Origin of the sequence: Actinomadura darangshiensis (assembly GCF_004349235.1) — a bacterium.
Classification (GTDB): Bacteria; Actinomycetota; Actinomycetes; order Streptosporangiales; family Streptosporangiaceae; genus Spirillospora; species Spirillospora darangshiensis.
The window spans coordinates 1-12,429 of sequence record NZ_SMKY01000259.1; the positions used below are offsets into that span (position 1 = coordinate 1).

Consider the following 12,429-nt stretch of genomic DNA (forward strand, 5'->3'; position numbering starts at 1 on the left):
CCGCCCGGTGGCGGCCCGCCCGGTGGCGGCCCGCCCGGTGGCGGGGGCCCGTAGGGCGGCTGCTGCCCTCCATGGCCCGGCTGCTGGGGCCAGGGTGTGCTCGGGGGGTTGCCCACCGGGGTTCCTCCTGCTGACGGGGACGTGATTTCTTCCGGGTGAGCGTAATCGTAGAGTTCCGTTCGGTATGAACATCGAGGTTCGCGGCATCGCCGCCGCACAGGGCTGGCCCGCGCCGGGATGCGGATGCGCGTCGTGCAACCGGCTGCGCATGGAGGGCGTCCAGCACGAGCCGTTCGGCGTCCTGCTCGACGGCGTGCCGCTGGAGGATCTGCCGCGGACGGACGTGCCCGGCGGATACGAGGTGCGCGGGCCCGGCGGAGACCGCGCGCTGGTGGCGTCCGGACCGGGAGCCAGGCCGGAGCCGCCGGCGGGCGCCGAGTACGAGGCCGTCCTGCTCGACATGGCGGGTTCGCCGGAGCAGCTGGGCCGTCTGCGGCGGCTCGGGGCCGTGACGGACCAGACCGAGATCGTGGCGGTCCACGTCGACCACCGGTTGCCGTCGCCGGCCGAGCTGGAGCGGCGCATGTCCTTCTGGAGGCGCCCGCGGCACGGCCCGTCCCGGACGCTGCTGCTCGGCGGGTCCCGGTCGGGCAAGTCCGCCGAGGCGGAGCTGCGCCTGGCCGCGTGCCCCGACGTCCTCTACGTCGCGACCGGCCCCGTGCGGGACGACGACCCCGAATGGGGCGCGCGCGTCGCCGCGCACCGCCTTCGCCGTCCGGCCTGGTGGCGCACCGCCGAGACGACCGGCCTCGCGCAGGTCCTCGCGTCCGAGGCCGGGCCGGTCCTGGTGGACGGCGTCGGCACCTGGCTCACCGCCGTGATGGACGAGGCCGGCGCCTGGGAGGATCCGCCGCGCGTGCTGCCGTTCATCGACGAGCTCGTCGCGGCCTGGCGCGGCACGGCGGCGCGAGTGGTCGCGGTGAGCGACGAGGTCGGGCTGTCACTGGTACCGGAGACGGCGTCCGGGCGGGCGTTCCGCGACATGCTGGGCCTGGTCAACCAGCGGCTCGCGGCCGAGTCCGAGGAGGCGGCGCTGGTCGTGGCGGGACGCGTCGTGGAGCTCGGGTGATCGCCGGGCTGCGGCTGGCGGTCACGCTGCTCACCGTCGTCCCGCTCGGCACCGGCAGGCTCGGCACAGGCCGGGTCGACCGGGGCACTGCCCGGGTGGCGATGCTGCTCGCCCCGGCCGCCGGCCTCATCACCGGAGGGGCCGCCGCGCTGGTCCTGCTCGCGGGCGGCCTGCTCGGCCTGTCCGGGCTGCTCGCGGCGGCCCTCGCGGTGGCCGCGACGGCGGCGATCACCCGCGCCCTGCACCTGGACGGGCTGGCCGACCTCGCGGACGGCCTCGGCAGCGGGCGCCCCGCGGACGAGGCGCTGACCATCATGAAGCGGTCCGACATCGGGCCGTTCGGCGTCGTCACCCTGCTGCTGACCGTGCTAATCCAGGCCGCCGCGCTGGCCTCGGTGCCGCATCCGGCCGTCGCGGTGCTCATCGCGTCCGTCACCGGCCGGCTCGCGCTGCCGTGGGCCTGCCGCACGGGCGTCCCGTCCGCGCGGCCCGGCGGTCTCGGCGCCCTGGTCGCCGGTTCGGTGCCGACGCGCGCGGCGCCGGCCGTCACCGCCGTCGTCGCGGTCGCCGCGGCGGGCGCCGGACTGGCGTCCGGTGGCCTCGGGGGCGCCCTGCACGGCGCGGCGGCGGTGGCCGCCGGCCTGGCCGCCGCCCTCCTGCTGCTCCGGCACGCCGTGCGCCGCTTGGGCGGGGTGACGGGCGACGTCCTCGGCGCCCTGGTCGAGATCGCCACGACGGCCGCCCTGGTCGCCCTCACCTCGCTTCGCTGAGCCCGCGGCGGGCGTAGGCGCGGACGTCGGCGTCCGGGTCGCCCTGCGCCCTGTCCAGGGCGTCCGCCGCCTCGGGGACGTCCCGGAAGGCGGCCAGGGAGATCACCGCCGCCTTGCGGACGTCCAGGTGCGGGTCGTCCAGGGCTTTGGCGAGGGGGCCGGCGGCGGCGCCCGGGGACGCGGCGGCGAGGCCGCGGGCGGCGCCCGTGCGCACCTGCCAGGCCGGGTCGTGCAGGGCGCCGGCGGCGACGGCGTCGAGCGGGGGCGGGCAGGCGACACCGGCCAGGGCCTCCAGCGCGGCCGCCCTGACCAGGTCGTCGGCGTCCTCGATGAGGCGGCCCAGCGGCCCGGCCGCCGCCGGGTCGCCGACCGTGCCGAGGCCGTGCGCGACCGCCACCCGCACCTCGCGGGACGCGTCGGCGGCGGCGCGCGCGATGCCGTCCGCCGCGTCGTGGGCCACCAGCCCCCGGACCGCCTGGAGCCGCACCCGGTGGTCGGCGTCGCCCAGCGCGTCCGCGAAGACGGCCGGCGAGCCGAGCCGGAGCGCGCGCAGGACGTCCAGGACCGCGGCCCGCACGAGGGCGTCCCCGCTGCCGAGGGCCGGCGCGAGGGCGTCCCGCACGCGGTCGGTCGCGGGCAGCACCTCGACCAGTTCCCGGAGGGCGGTCGCGGCGGCGCGCCGGACGGAGCCGTGCCCGTCGGCGAGCGCGGCCGCCAGGGCGGCCGCGACGCCGTCCGGCACGACCTCGGTGAGCGCCGCGACGGCCGCGCGCCGCACCTTCGGATCGGGGTCGGCGAGGTAGGGGCCGAACTCGCCGACGGCCGGCCCGGTCTCGGCGAGCTCCTGGAGTTCGAGGAGCCGCGGGGAGCGTCCCACCGCCATGGCCGGGCGCGCGGCCGCGGCAGGACGGCTGGGCGCGGCCGCTGGGGCGGTGGCGGGCGCCGGTGCCAGCACGACCGGCTCGCCCGGCTCCGGGACGGTGAACTCCGCGACCGGCACCAGGTAGGGCTGGACCGGGCGCTTGACGAACTCCATCGCCCCGTCGCCGCGGCGCCGCAGGTTGAGGTGGTACATCCAGGACGCGTCGTCGCGTTCCGGCAGGTCGGCGCGGTCGTGGTAGAGGCCCCAGCGGCTCTCGGTGCGGGTCAGGGACGACCGCGCGGCCATCTCGGCGCAGTCGCGGATGAAGGTCACCTCGGCGCAGCGCATCAGCTCGTGCGGCGTCCGCGCGCCCATCTCCGCGATCTCGGTCTCCATGCGGGCGAACGTCTCGACGGCGATGCCGAGCCTGGCCTGCGTCTTCGGCGGCGCCACGTAGTCGTTGACGAAGCGGCGGAGCTTGTACTCGACCTGCGGCTGCGGCGGCCCGTCCGGGTGGCGGAGCGGGCGGTAGACCAGCTCGTGCGCCGCCGCGATCTGCTCCTCGGGCAGTGCGGCCGGGCCCCCGTCGCGGGAGGAGGCGCGGTGGGCGGACGCGTGCGCGCCCGCCAGGTCCCCGAAGACGAACGCGCCGATCATGTAGTTGTGCGGGACGCAGGCCAGGTCGCCCGCCGCGTACAGGCCGGGGACGGTCGTGCGGGCGTTCTCGTCCACCCACACCCCGGACGCCGAGTGCCCGCCGCACAGCCCGATCTCGGAGATGTGCATCTCCACGTCGTGGGTGCGGTAGTCGTGGCCGCGTCCCGCGTGGAAGGTGCCCCGGGTCGGCCGCTCGGTCGTGTGCAGGATGCCTTCGAGCGCGGTCAGCGTCTCGTCCGGCAGGTGGGTGAGCTTGAGGTAGATGGGCCCGCGCGCGGAGTCGATCTCCCGCTTGACCTCCGCCATCATCTGGCCCGACCAGTAGTCGCAGTCGACGAACCGCGTCCCCTCGGCGTTGACCTGGTAGCCGCCGAACGGGTTGGCGACGTAGGCGCACGCGGGGCCGTTGTAGTCCTTGATGAGCGGGTTGATCTGGAAGCACTCGATGCCGCTCAGCTCGGCCCCCGCGTGGTAGGCCATGGCGTAGCCGTCGCCCGCGTTCGTCGGGTTCTCGTACGTCCCGTACAGGTAGCCGGACGCGGGGAGGCCCAGGCGGCCGCACGCGCCCGTCGCCAGGATCACCGCGCCCGCCGAGACGGTGACGAACTCGCCGCTGCGGGTGTCGAATCCCACCGCGCCCACGGCCCGTCCCCCCGAGGTGAGGACGCGCACGGGCATGACCCGGTTCTCGATCTGGACCTTCTCCCGGATGGAGCGCTGCCTCAGCACCCGGTAGAGCACCTTCTTGACGTCCTTGCCCTCCGGCATGGGCAGCACGTAGGAGCCCGAACGGTGAACCCTGCGGACCGCGTACTCGCCGTGCTCGTCCTTCTCGAACTTCACGCCGTACCGTTCGAGCCGCTTCACCATGGCGAAGCCCCGCGTGGCCGTCTGGTGGACGGTCCGCTGGTCGACGATCCCGTCGTTGGCGCGGGTGATCTCGGCGACGTAGTCCTCGGGCGTGGCCTTGCCGGGGATGACCGCGTTGTTCACGCCGTCCATGCCCATGGCGAGCGCCCCCGAGTGCCGGACGTGCGCCTTCTCCAGCAGCAGCACCGACGACCCGTGCTCGGCCGCGGTGATGGCGGCCATCGTCCCGGCGGTGCCGCCGCCGATGACCAGCACGTCGCAGCTCAGCTCGCGGCGCTCGGTGACGGGCGGGACCTCCATCAGACGACCTCCTTCGTACGGGCCCCGAGCGCCGCGAGCACCTCGTCGCGGGACGCCGGGGCGGGGAACTCGGCGGCGACGCCCGCCGCGCCGAGGACGACGACGCGGTGGCCGAGCAGCAGCGCCTCGTCCACGTCGTGGGTGACGAACACGACGGTCGCGGGCGCGTCGGCGAGCACGTCCAGCAGGAGCCGCTGCATGGACGCCCGCGTCTGCGCGTCCAGGGCGCCGAACGGCTCGTCCATGAGGATCGCGCGCGGCCCGGCGGCCAGCGTCCGGGCGAGCTGCACCCGCTGCCGCATTCCGCCGGACAGTTCGCGCGGCAGCCGCCCGGCGGCGTCGCCGAGCCCCACCCGGTCGAGCCAGCGCACGGCCGCCGCACGGCGTTCCCCGCGCGGGACGCCCCGCAGCGCGAGGGCCAGCTCGACGTTGCGGCGCGCCGTCCGCCACGGCAGCAGGGCGTCGTCCTGGAACATCAGCGCACGGTCGGCGGAGGTGCCGGTGACCGGCTCCCCGTCCGCGAGGACGCGCCCGGACACCGCCGGGAGCAGCCCGGCGAACGCGCGCAGCAGCGTCGACTTCCCGCACCCGGACGGCCCGAGGACGACGAGGATCTCCCCCGCCGCGACGTCCAGGCCGAGTCCCTCGACGACCGTCCGGCCGCCGTACCCGAGCGTCGCGTCCTCGGCCCGCAGCACCAGCCCGTCCCCGCTCATGAGCGCTCCTCCCCGGGCAGCCACCGGGTCAGCCGGCGGCCGGCCAGCTCCACCGCGGCGGAGGTGAGCCAGCCGAGCAGCCCGATGACGGCCATCCCGACCAGCACGCCGGGGTAGTCGACGATCGTGTACGCCTGCCAGGTGCGGTAGCCGACGCCGAAGTCGCCGGAGATCATCTCGGCGGAGATCACGCAGATCCACGCGACGCCCATCCCGATGGACAGGCCGCCGAACACGCCCGGCAGCACCCCCGGCAGGACGACCTGGGCGAGCACCCGCCACCGGCCGCCGCCGAGCGTGCGCACCGCGTCCTCCCAGACGACCGGCAGCGCCTTCACCGCGTGCCGGGTGCTGACGAGGACGGGGAAGAACGCCGCCGCGAAGGTGATGAACACGATGCCCTGCTCGTTCGCCGGGAACAGCAGGATCGCGACCGGCACCAGCGCGATCGCCGGGATCGGCCGGGCCACCTCGAACAGCGGCTGCAGCAGGTCCCCGGCCCATTTCGACCGGGCCGTGGCCACGCCGAGCGCGACGCCGAGGACGGCGGCCAGGACGAACCCGCTGAGGATCCTCGTGAGGCTCTGCGCGATGTCCTGCCAGAACTGGCCGTGCTCGATCTGGCGGGCGAACTCGTGCACCACGTCCAGCGGGCCGGGGAACCGGTCGAACCGCACCCACAGCCGCAGGTCGGCCGCGGTCACCAGCTGCCAGGCCGCCAGCGCGGCGAGCAGGGACGCCAGCCGGACGGGCCAGCGGAGCAGGCCGTTCATGCGCGCCGCACCGCCTCGTCGTAAGAGACGACCTTCGAGCCGGAATGGGCGGAGACGTACTTGTCTGCGCCCTCCGGGGTGGCGAACGGCTTGAACCGCTGCGCGGGCTTCGCCGACGGGTCCTCGACCCAGATCTCCTTGTCGGCGAACCAGCGCGTCCCCGCGGAGGTGTCCGGGATGTAGACGGCCCTGATCCGCTTGCCCTCGCCCTGGACGGCCCGGACGTTCTTCAGCAGGCAGACGGGATCGGCGACGGGGCGCGTCCTGGACTCGCCCTGCACCCAGACCTCACCGGCGGTCCCGGGGTCGTCCACCTTCTTCTTGCAGACCTCGTCCGTCCCGGTGATGGCGGCGGGGTTCGCCGTGGACGCCGCCTGCCGGTCGTAGGACGGGCCGACCGCCTTCCTGATGAAGGAGTCGTCGACGAAGGGATCGACCTTCAGCGGTGTCTGGATCACGCCGATCGACTTCAGGAACGGGACGTCCTGGACGAACGCGTCCCGCAGCCCCTTCTTGACGGTCGGGTCGAACGTGGCCACACCGCCGGCGCCGTTGTAGAGGTAAACGGTCTCCACGGGCAGGCCCGTGGTGGAAGCGACCGACTCGGCCGCCTCCAAGGGATGCGCGTGCAGGTAGTTCGTCGCGTCGATCTGCGCCTTCAGGAACGCCTGGAGGATCTCGTCGTTCTCCTTGGCGAACCGCTTCCGGACCACCACACCGTGGAACGTCGGCACGCCGAGGGAGCCGCCGTCGTAGAGCAGCTTGGCCTGGCCCTTGTTCACCAGCAGTCCCGGCCAGGCGACGAACTGCGCGAACGCCGCGGCGCTCCCCGCCTGGAGGGCGGACGCGCCGACGGTCGGCTGCTGGTTCTCGACCTTGACGTCCTCGGCCGGGTCGAGCCCGTACCTGCGCGCCGCCTGGACGAACGTCCCGTGCCCGGCCGAGCCGACGCTCGTGGAGACCGTCTCGCCCTTCAGGTCGCGCAGCGTCCTCGCCTTGGAGTCCGGGGCGACGACCACGCTGTTCAGCGAGCCGCGCAGGTTGTACCCGGTGACCGAGACCCATGCGGTCTCCGCGTCCCCGCCCTGCGCCTGCGACCGGGACCCGTTGATCAGCAGCGGGTAGTCGCCCATCGAGCCGATGTCGATCTTCCCGGCGAGCATCTGCGCGGTGATCGGGGCGCCGGTGTCGTAGTCGCGCCAGCCGACGGAGTACTTCCCGTCCACCTGTTTCAGGCGCTTTTCGAAGGAGCCGAGCGAGCGCAGGAGGGTTCCGGCGGTGACGGTGTTGATGGTCTTGGACTGGTAGCCCACGACGATCCGGTCGGAGCCGCCGGCGGAGGCGTTGCCCGCCACGGTGCAGCCCGCCAGCAGCGGCAGCAGCAGGGCGGCGGTGAGGGTTCTGTTCATGGGGGTCCTTCAGCGCAGGAGGTACGGCATGTTCACGGTCACGGCGCCGGTGGGACAGCGGTCCGCGCAGGGGCCGCAGTACCAGCACTCGTCGACGTGCATGTACGCCTTGCCGGTCTCGGGGTGGACGGCCAGGGCGTCCAGCGGGCAGACGTCGATGCACAGCGTGCAGCCGTCGATGCACAGGGCCTCGTCCACGGTCACGGGGACGTCGGCGCGGTTCTGCACTTGGGACATGGCTTCTCCTGTCAGGGGCGGGTGCGGCGCAGGGTGCCGCTCATCGCGATCCGGTCGCCGCGGAACCGGACGAACTCCAGGTCGACCGGGCGCCCGTCGGCGAGATGGGTCAGGCGTTCGAGCATCAGCAGGGCGGTGCCGCGCGGGGCGTCGAGGGTGGCGGCCGAGTGCGGGTCGGCGTTGACCGCTTCGAGGACGACCTCGGCCGTGCCGAGCGGCTGCCCGGCGATCCGTTCGAGCAGGACGAAGATGTCGTTGCGGGCGAGGTCCTCGGCGAGCAGCGGCTCGCCGAGGTCGCGGGCGAGGTAGGTGAGGTCGAGCGAGAGCGGCAGGCCGTTCAGCCGGCGGATCCGCTCGATGTAGACGACGGGTTCGCCCGGGGCCTGGCGCAGCCGGGACGACACCTCGCGGGAGGGGGTGATCAGCCCGGTCGTGCGGACCTCGTTGTCGACCTCGCCGTGCTCGCGCAGCGTCTCGGCCAGTCCGAGGAGGTGCTCCAGCCCGTGCGGGTACTTCTCCGCGACGGGGAGCGTCCCGACCCCCGCGCGGCGTTCGATCAGGCCCTCGGCGCGCAGCAGGTCGAGCGCCTCCCGGACCGCGTTGCGGGAGGCGCCGAACTCGCGGGCGAGCACGGCCTCGGCGGGCAGCGCGCCGCTGCGGAACTCCCCGTACAGCACCTGCCGGCGCAGCACGTCCGCCACCTGCCGGGCGCGGTCGGCGCGGCGCCGCCGAGCCTGCGCGAGCGCAGCCGTACCGGCGATGTCCTTCCTGGTCACGGCATTAACCTACTAAAACCATCGGAATAGGTGAATAGGGGGCCGGAAACGCCACCCGAAGCGTCCGGCGCACCACCGCCCACCTGCGGCACGGCACCCGGCCGGCGGCGTTCCGCCACCCGCGGGACCCGGACGCGGCGCGTTCGTCACGCCTTGCCAGACGACGCCCCCGGGGCGGGCAATGCTTGATCCAAAAGGACGAAACCGGTCACCGGGAGGACTAACATCGGCCTACGTGACGAGCATCAGCCTTGACAGCGCAGACCTGGCCAGCCTCGACGCCGACGCGATCGTGATCGGCGTCACCCCGGCCGCGGCGGGCGCCGCGCCCGCCGCCGGTGCGGGGGCCCTCGACCGCGCGATGGACGGCCGGCTCGCGGACGCGCTCGCCGCGCTCGGCGCCACCGGCAAGGCCGGCGAGGTCACCAGGCTGCCGTCGCTCGGCGCCGTCACCGCCAAGGTCATCGTCGCCGTCGGCCTGGGCGAGGACCCGTCCGCCGAGGACCTGCGCCGCGCCGCGGGCGCCGCCGTCCGCTCCCTCGCCGGCACCGCCCGGGTCGCCGTCGCGCTGCCCGCCGCCGACGCCGCGGGCGTGGAGGCCGTCGCGCTCGGCGCGCTGCTCGGCGCCTACTCCTTCGACTCCTTCCGCACCGGCGACGGCCACAAGAGCCCGGTCGAGGAGATCCGCCTGGCCGGCGCCGCGGCCGAGAGCGCCGCGGTCGACCGGGCGAAGACGCTCGCCGCCTCGGTCAAGCTCGTCCGCGACCTGGTGAACACCCCGCCGTCCCACCTGACCCCCGAGGACCTCGCCGGCGAGGCCGAGCGGGTCGCCGCCGAGTCCGGCCTCGGCATCGAGGTGCTGGACGAGAAGGCCCTCGTCGAGGGCGGGTACGGCGGCATCGCGGGTGTCGGGCAGGGCTCGGTCAACCCGCCGCGGCTCGTCCGGCTCGCCTACACCCACCCGGAGGCGTCCAAGACGCTCGCCCTCGTCGGCAAGGGCATCACCTTCGACTCCGGCGGCCTGTCCCTCAAGCCCGCCGAAGCGATGGACTGGATGAAGTCCGACATGGGCGGCGCCGCCGCCGTGCTCGGCGCGCTCGCCGCCATCGCCGAGATCGGGCCCGAGGTCAACGTCGTCGGCTACCTCGCCATCGCCGAGAACATGCCGAGCGGCACCGCGCAGCGCCCGTCCGACGTGCTGCGCATCTACGGCGGCAAGACCGTCGAAGTCCTCAACACCGACGCCGAGGGCCGGCTCGTCCTGGCCGACGCCATCGTCCGCGCCGGCGAGGACTCCCCCGACCTGATCGTGGACGTCGCCACGCTGACCGGCGCGCAGCTCGTCGCCCTCGGCACCCGCACCACCGGCGTCATGGCCAACGACGACGACGTCCGCGAGAAGGTCGTCGCGGCGGCCGGGCGCGCCGGCGAGCCCTCCTGGGGCATGCCGCTGCCGGCGGAGCTGCGCAAGGGCCTCGACTCGGCGGTCGCCGACATCGCCAACATCAGCGGCGAGCGGTGGGGCGGCATGCTCGTCGCCGGGACGTTCCTCAAGGAGTTCGTGCCGGACGGCGTCAAGTGGGCGCACCTCGACATCGCGGGCCCGTCCTTCAACAAGGGCGAGCCCTACGGGTACACCCCGAAGGGCGGCACGGGCGCCGCGGCCCGCACCCTCGTCCAGCTCGCCGAGGACGTCGCCGCGGGCGTCCTTTAGGAGGCCAGGGGAATTCTGTGGGGGACCCGCCCGCTGTGACCGGGCGGAGAGCAGAATAGGTTTTCTTGTGGCGGTGGGGGCCCGGTGCACCGGTGCGCCCGCCCCGCCCAGGGCGCCGCGATCCACGTGGCGCCCGCAACCGGGGAAAGGGAGCGTCCAGTGGCCAACAACGGCCCCTTCGACATCGTCGTCCTGGGTGCCGGCAGCGGCGGGTACGCGTGCGCGCTGCGCGCCGCCGAGCTCGGCAGGTCGGTCGCCCTCATCGAGCGGGACGAGTCGCTCGGCGGAACGTGCCTCAACCGGGGCTGCATCCCCACCAAGGCGCTGCTGCACGCGGCGGAGGTGGCGGACCAGTCCCGCGAGGCGGCGAAGTTCGGCGTGAAGGCGACCTTCGAGGGCATCGACGTCGCGGGCGTGAACGCCTACAAGGACAAGGTCGTCACGACCACCGTCAAGGGCCTCACCGGGCTGATCAAGACCCGGGGCATCGAGATCGTGCACGGCACCGGCCGGCTGACCGGCCCGACCACGGTCGAGGTCGACACCGCCGGCGGCGCCCGGACGATCGAGGCCGGGCACATCGTGCTCGGCACCGGCTCGGCGCCGAAGTCGCTGCCCGGCCTGGAGATCGACGGCGAGCGCGTCATCTCCAGCGACCACGCGCTGCGGCTGGAGCACGTCCCCGGCTCGGTCGTCGTCCTCGGCGGCGGCGTCATCGGCGTCGAGTTCGCCAGCGTGTGGCGCTCGTTCGGCGCCGAGGTCACGATCGTGGAGGCGCTGCCGCACCTGCTGCCGCTGGAGGAGGAGTCCAGCTCCAAGCGGCTGGAGCGCGCCTTCCGCAAGCGCGGCATCAAGTTCGAGCTCGGCACCCGCTTCGAGAGCGCCAAGACGACGCAGGGCGGCATCTCCGTCACGCTCGAAGGCGGCAAGACCATCGACGCGGAGCTGCTGCTCGTCGCGGTCGGGCGCGGCCCGGTCTCCGACGGCATCGGGCTCGCCGAGGCCGGCGTCGAGACCGAGCGCGGGTTCGTCAAGGTGGACGAGTACTGCCGGACGAGCGTCCCCACGATCTCGGCGGTCGGCGACCTGGTCCAGACGCCGCAGCTGGCCCACGTCGGCTTCGCCGAGGGCATCCTCGTGGCCGAGCGGCTGAGCGGGCTCACCCCGCCGCCGATCGACTACGACGGCGTCCCTCGCATCACCTACTCCGACCCCGAGGTGGCCTCGGTCGGCATCACGTCCGCCGTGGCCCGCGAGCGCGGGTACGAGATCAAGGAGGTCACCTACGACCTCGCCGGCAACCCCAAGAGCAAGATCCTGGGGACGCAGGGCGAGGTCAAGGTGATCGCGGCCGTGGACGGTCCCGTCCTCGGCCTCCACATGGTCGGCGCACGCGTCGGCGAGCTCATCGCGGAGGGGCAGCTCATCTACAACTGGGAGGCCCTGCCCGGCGAGGTCGCGCAGCTGATCCACCCCCACCCGACCCAGTCCGAGGCGGTCGGCGAGGCGCACCTCGCCCTCGCCGGCAAACCACTGCACGTGCACGGCTGAAACGCCGCACAGTAATACGAAGGAGTCGCTGAGACATGCCGGTCTCCGTCACCATGCCCCAGCTCGGCGAGAGCGTCACCGAGGGCACCGTCACCCGCTGGCTCAAGAAGGAGGGCGAGCGCGTCGAGACCGACGAGCCGCTCCTGGAGGTGTCCACCGACAAGGTCGACACCGAGATCCCCTCCCCCGCCTCGGGCATCCTGACCAGCATCACCGTCGCCGAGGACGAGACCGTCGAGGTCGGCGCCGAACTGGCCGTCATCGGCGACGAGGGCGACGCGCCGTCCGGCGGCGGCGCCCCGGCCGCCGAGGAGAAGCAGGAGGAGGCGCCCGCGCAGCCGCAGGCCGAGCAGGCGCCCCAGCAGCCCGCCCCGCAGCAGGAGGCGCCGCAGCAGGCGCCGCCGCCCGCCGCGTGGCCGCCGCCCGCGCAGCAGCAGCCCGCGGCCCCGCCGTCCCCGGCACCGGCCCCGCTGGCGCCCCAGCAGCCGCCCGCGCCGGCCCCGGCGTCGCAGCAGCAGCCGCAGGCCCAGCAGCAGCCCCAGCAGCAGGCGGAGCCGGGCGAGGGCCCGTACGTGACGCCGCTGGTGCGCAAGCTGGCCTCCGAGCACAACGTGGACCTGGGCACCGTCAAGGGCACCGGCGTCGGCGGCCGCATCCGCAAGCAG

The 12,429-nt window shown here is 74.4% G+C and carries 11 protein-coding genes; 5 read left to right on the top strand and 6 right to left on the bottom strand.

Annotated elements, in window-relative coordinates; translation table 11 throughout:
• Window positions 1-184: 184 nt before the first annotated feature.
• Window positions 185-1,129, top strand: a complete 945-nt coding sequence (locus tag E1293_RS49805; RefSeq protein WP_243717068.1) for a bifunctional adenosylcobinamide kinase/adenosylcobinamide-phosphate guanylyltransferase — start codon at window positions 185-187, stop codon at window positions 1,127-1,129.
• Window positions 1,126-1,899, top strand: a complete 774-nt coding sequence (locus E1293_RS36335; protein WP_243717070.1) for an adenosylcobinamide-GDP ribazoletransferase — start codon at window positions 1,126-1,128, stop codon at window positions 1,897-1,899. The genes E1293_RS49805 and E1293_RS36335 overlap by 4 nt, the downstream gene beginning before the upstream one ends.
• Here the strand turns inward: E1293_RS36335 and E1293_RS36340 are convergent.
• From E1293_RS36340 to E1293_RS36365, 6 genes are read right to left on the bottom strand one after another with little or no spacing between them, the layout of a single operon-like run.
• Complete coding sequence (locus E1293_RS36340) at window positions 1,883-4,588, bottom strand: fumarate reductase/succinate dehydrogenase flavoprotein subunit (protein WP_132202879.1); 2,706 nt, start codon at window positions 4,586-4,588, stop codon at window positions 1,883-1,885. The genes E1293_RS36335 and E1293_RS36340 overlap by 17 nt on opposite strands.
• The gene (locus E1293_RS36345) at window positions 4,588-5,304 is read right to left on the bottom strand and encodes an ABC transporter ATP-binding protein (protein ID WP_132202881.1); all 717 of its coding nucleotides are present in this window, start codon (window positions 5,302-5,304) and stop codon (window positions 4,588-4,590) included. Before E1293_RS36345 ends, E1293_RS36340 begins: the two co-directional genes overlap by 1 nt.
• Complete coding sequence (locus E1293_RS36350) at window positions 5,301-6,077, bottom strand: ABC transporter permease (RefSeq protein ID WP_132202883.1); 777 nt, start codon at window positions 6,075-6,077, stop codon at window positions 5,301-5,303. The genes E1293_RS36345 and E1293_RS36350 overlap by 4 nt, the downstream gene beginning before the upstream one ends.
• Window positions 6,074-7,486 carry an ABC transporter substrate-binding protein gene (locus E1293_RS36355; protein ID WP_132202885.1) on the bottom strand — a complete coding sequence of 471 codons (1,413 nt, stop codon included), beginning with the start codon at window positions 7,484-7,486 and terminating at the stop codon, window positions 6,074-6,076. The genes E1293_RS36350 and E1293_RS36355 overlap by 4 nt, the downstream gene beginning before the upstream one ends.
• A gap of 9 nt (window positions 7,487-7,495) precedes the next feature.
• Window positions 7,496-7,723: a 4Fe-4S dicluster domain-containing protein gene (locus tag E1293_RS36360; protein WP_132202887.1), complete on the bottom strand. Its 228-nt coding sequence runs from the start codon at window positions 7,721-7,723 to the stop codon at window positions 7,496-7,498.
• A gap of 11 nt (window positions 7,724-7,734) precedes the next feature.
• The gene (locus E1293_RS36365) at window positions 7,735-8,499 is read right to left on the bottom strand and encodes a GntR family transcriptional regulator (protein WP_132202889.1); all 765 of its coding nucleotides are present in this window, start codon (window positions 8,497-8,499) and stop codon (window positions 7,735-7,737) included.
• A 181-nt stretch (window positions 8,500-8,680) separates the two neighbouring features.
• On the opposite strand from E1293_RS36365, the gene E1293_RS36370 reads away from it, so the two are divergent.
• The 3 genes from E1293_RS36370 to E1293_RS36380 form a co-directional block, all read left to right on the top strand.
• The gene (locus E1293_RS36370; protein WP_132202891.1) at window positions 8,681-10,213 is read left to right on the top strand and encodes a leucyl aminopeptidase; all 1,533 of its coding nucleotides are present in this window, start codon (window positions 8,681-8,683) and stop codon (window positions 10,211-10,213) included.
• A gap of 159 nt (window positions 10,214-10,372) precedes the next feature.
• Window positions 10,373-11,764, top strand: coding sequence for a dihydrolipoyl dehydrogenase (gene lpdA, locus E1293_RS36375; protein WP_132202893.1), 1,392 nt, complete (start codon window positions 10,373-10,375; stop codon window positions 11,762-11,764).
• 35 nt (window positions 11,765-11,799) lie between these two features.
• On the top strand, window positions 11,800-12,429 hold a 630-nt coding region (locus E1293_RS36380), incomplete at its 3' end, for a biotin/lipoyl-containing protein (RefSeq protein WP_207939299.1).

Excerpts from the sequence above, each read along its gene's own strand:
- E1293_RS49805 (WP_243717068.1), top strand. The coding sequence starts at position 185 with ATGAACATCGAGGTTCGCGGCATCGCCGCCGCACAGGGCTGGCCCGCG.
- E1293_RS36340 (WP_132202879.1), bottom strand. The coding sequence starts at position 4,588 with ATGGAGGTCCCGCCCGTCACCGAGCGCCGCGAGCTGAGCTGCGACGTG.
- E1293_RS36345 (WP_132202881.1), bottom strand. The coding sequence starts at position 5,304 with ATGAGCGGGGACGGGCTGGTGCTGCGGGCCGAGGACGCGACGCTCGGG.
- E1293_RS36350 (WP_132202883.1), bottom strand. The coding sequence starts at position 6,077 with ATGAACGGCCTGCTCCGCTGGCCCGTCCGGCTGGCGTCCCTGCTCGCC.
- E1293_RS36355 (WP_132202885.1), bottom strand. The coding sequence starts at position 7,486 with ATGAACAGAACCCTCACCGCCGCCCTGCTGCTGCCGCTGCTGGCGGGC.
- E1293_RS36360 (WP_132202887.1), bottom strand. The coding sequence starts at position 7,723 with ATGTCCCAAGTGCAGAACCGCGCCGACGTCCCCGTGACCGTGGACGAG.
- E1293_RS36370 (WP_132202891.1), top strand. The coding sequence starts at position 8,681 with ATGCTTGATCCAAAAGGACGAAACCGGTCACCGGGAGGACTAACATCG.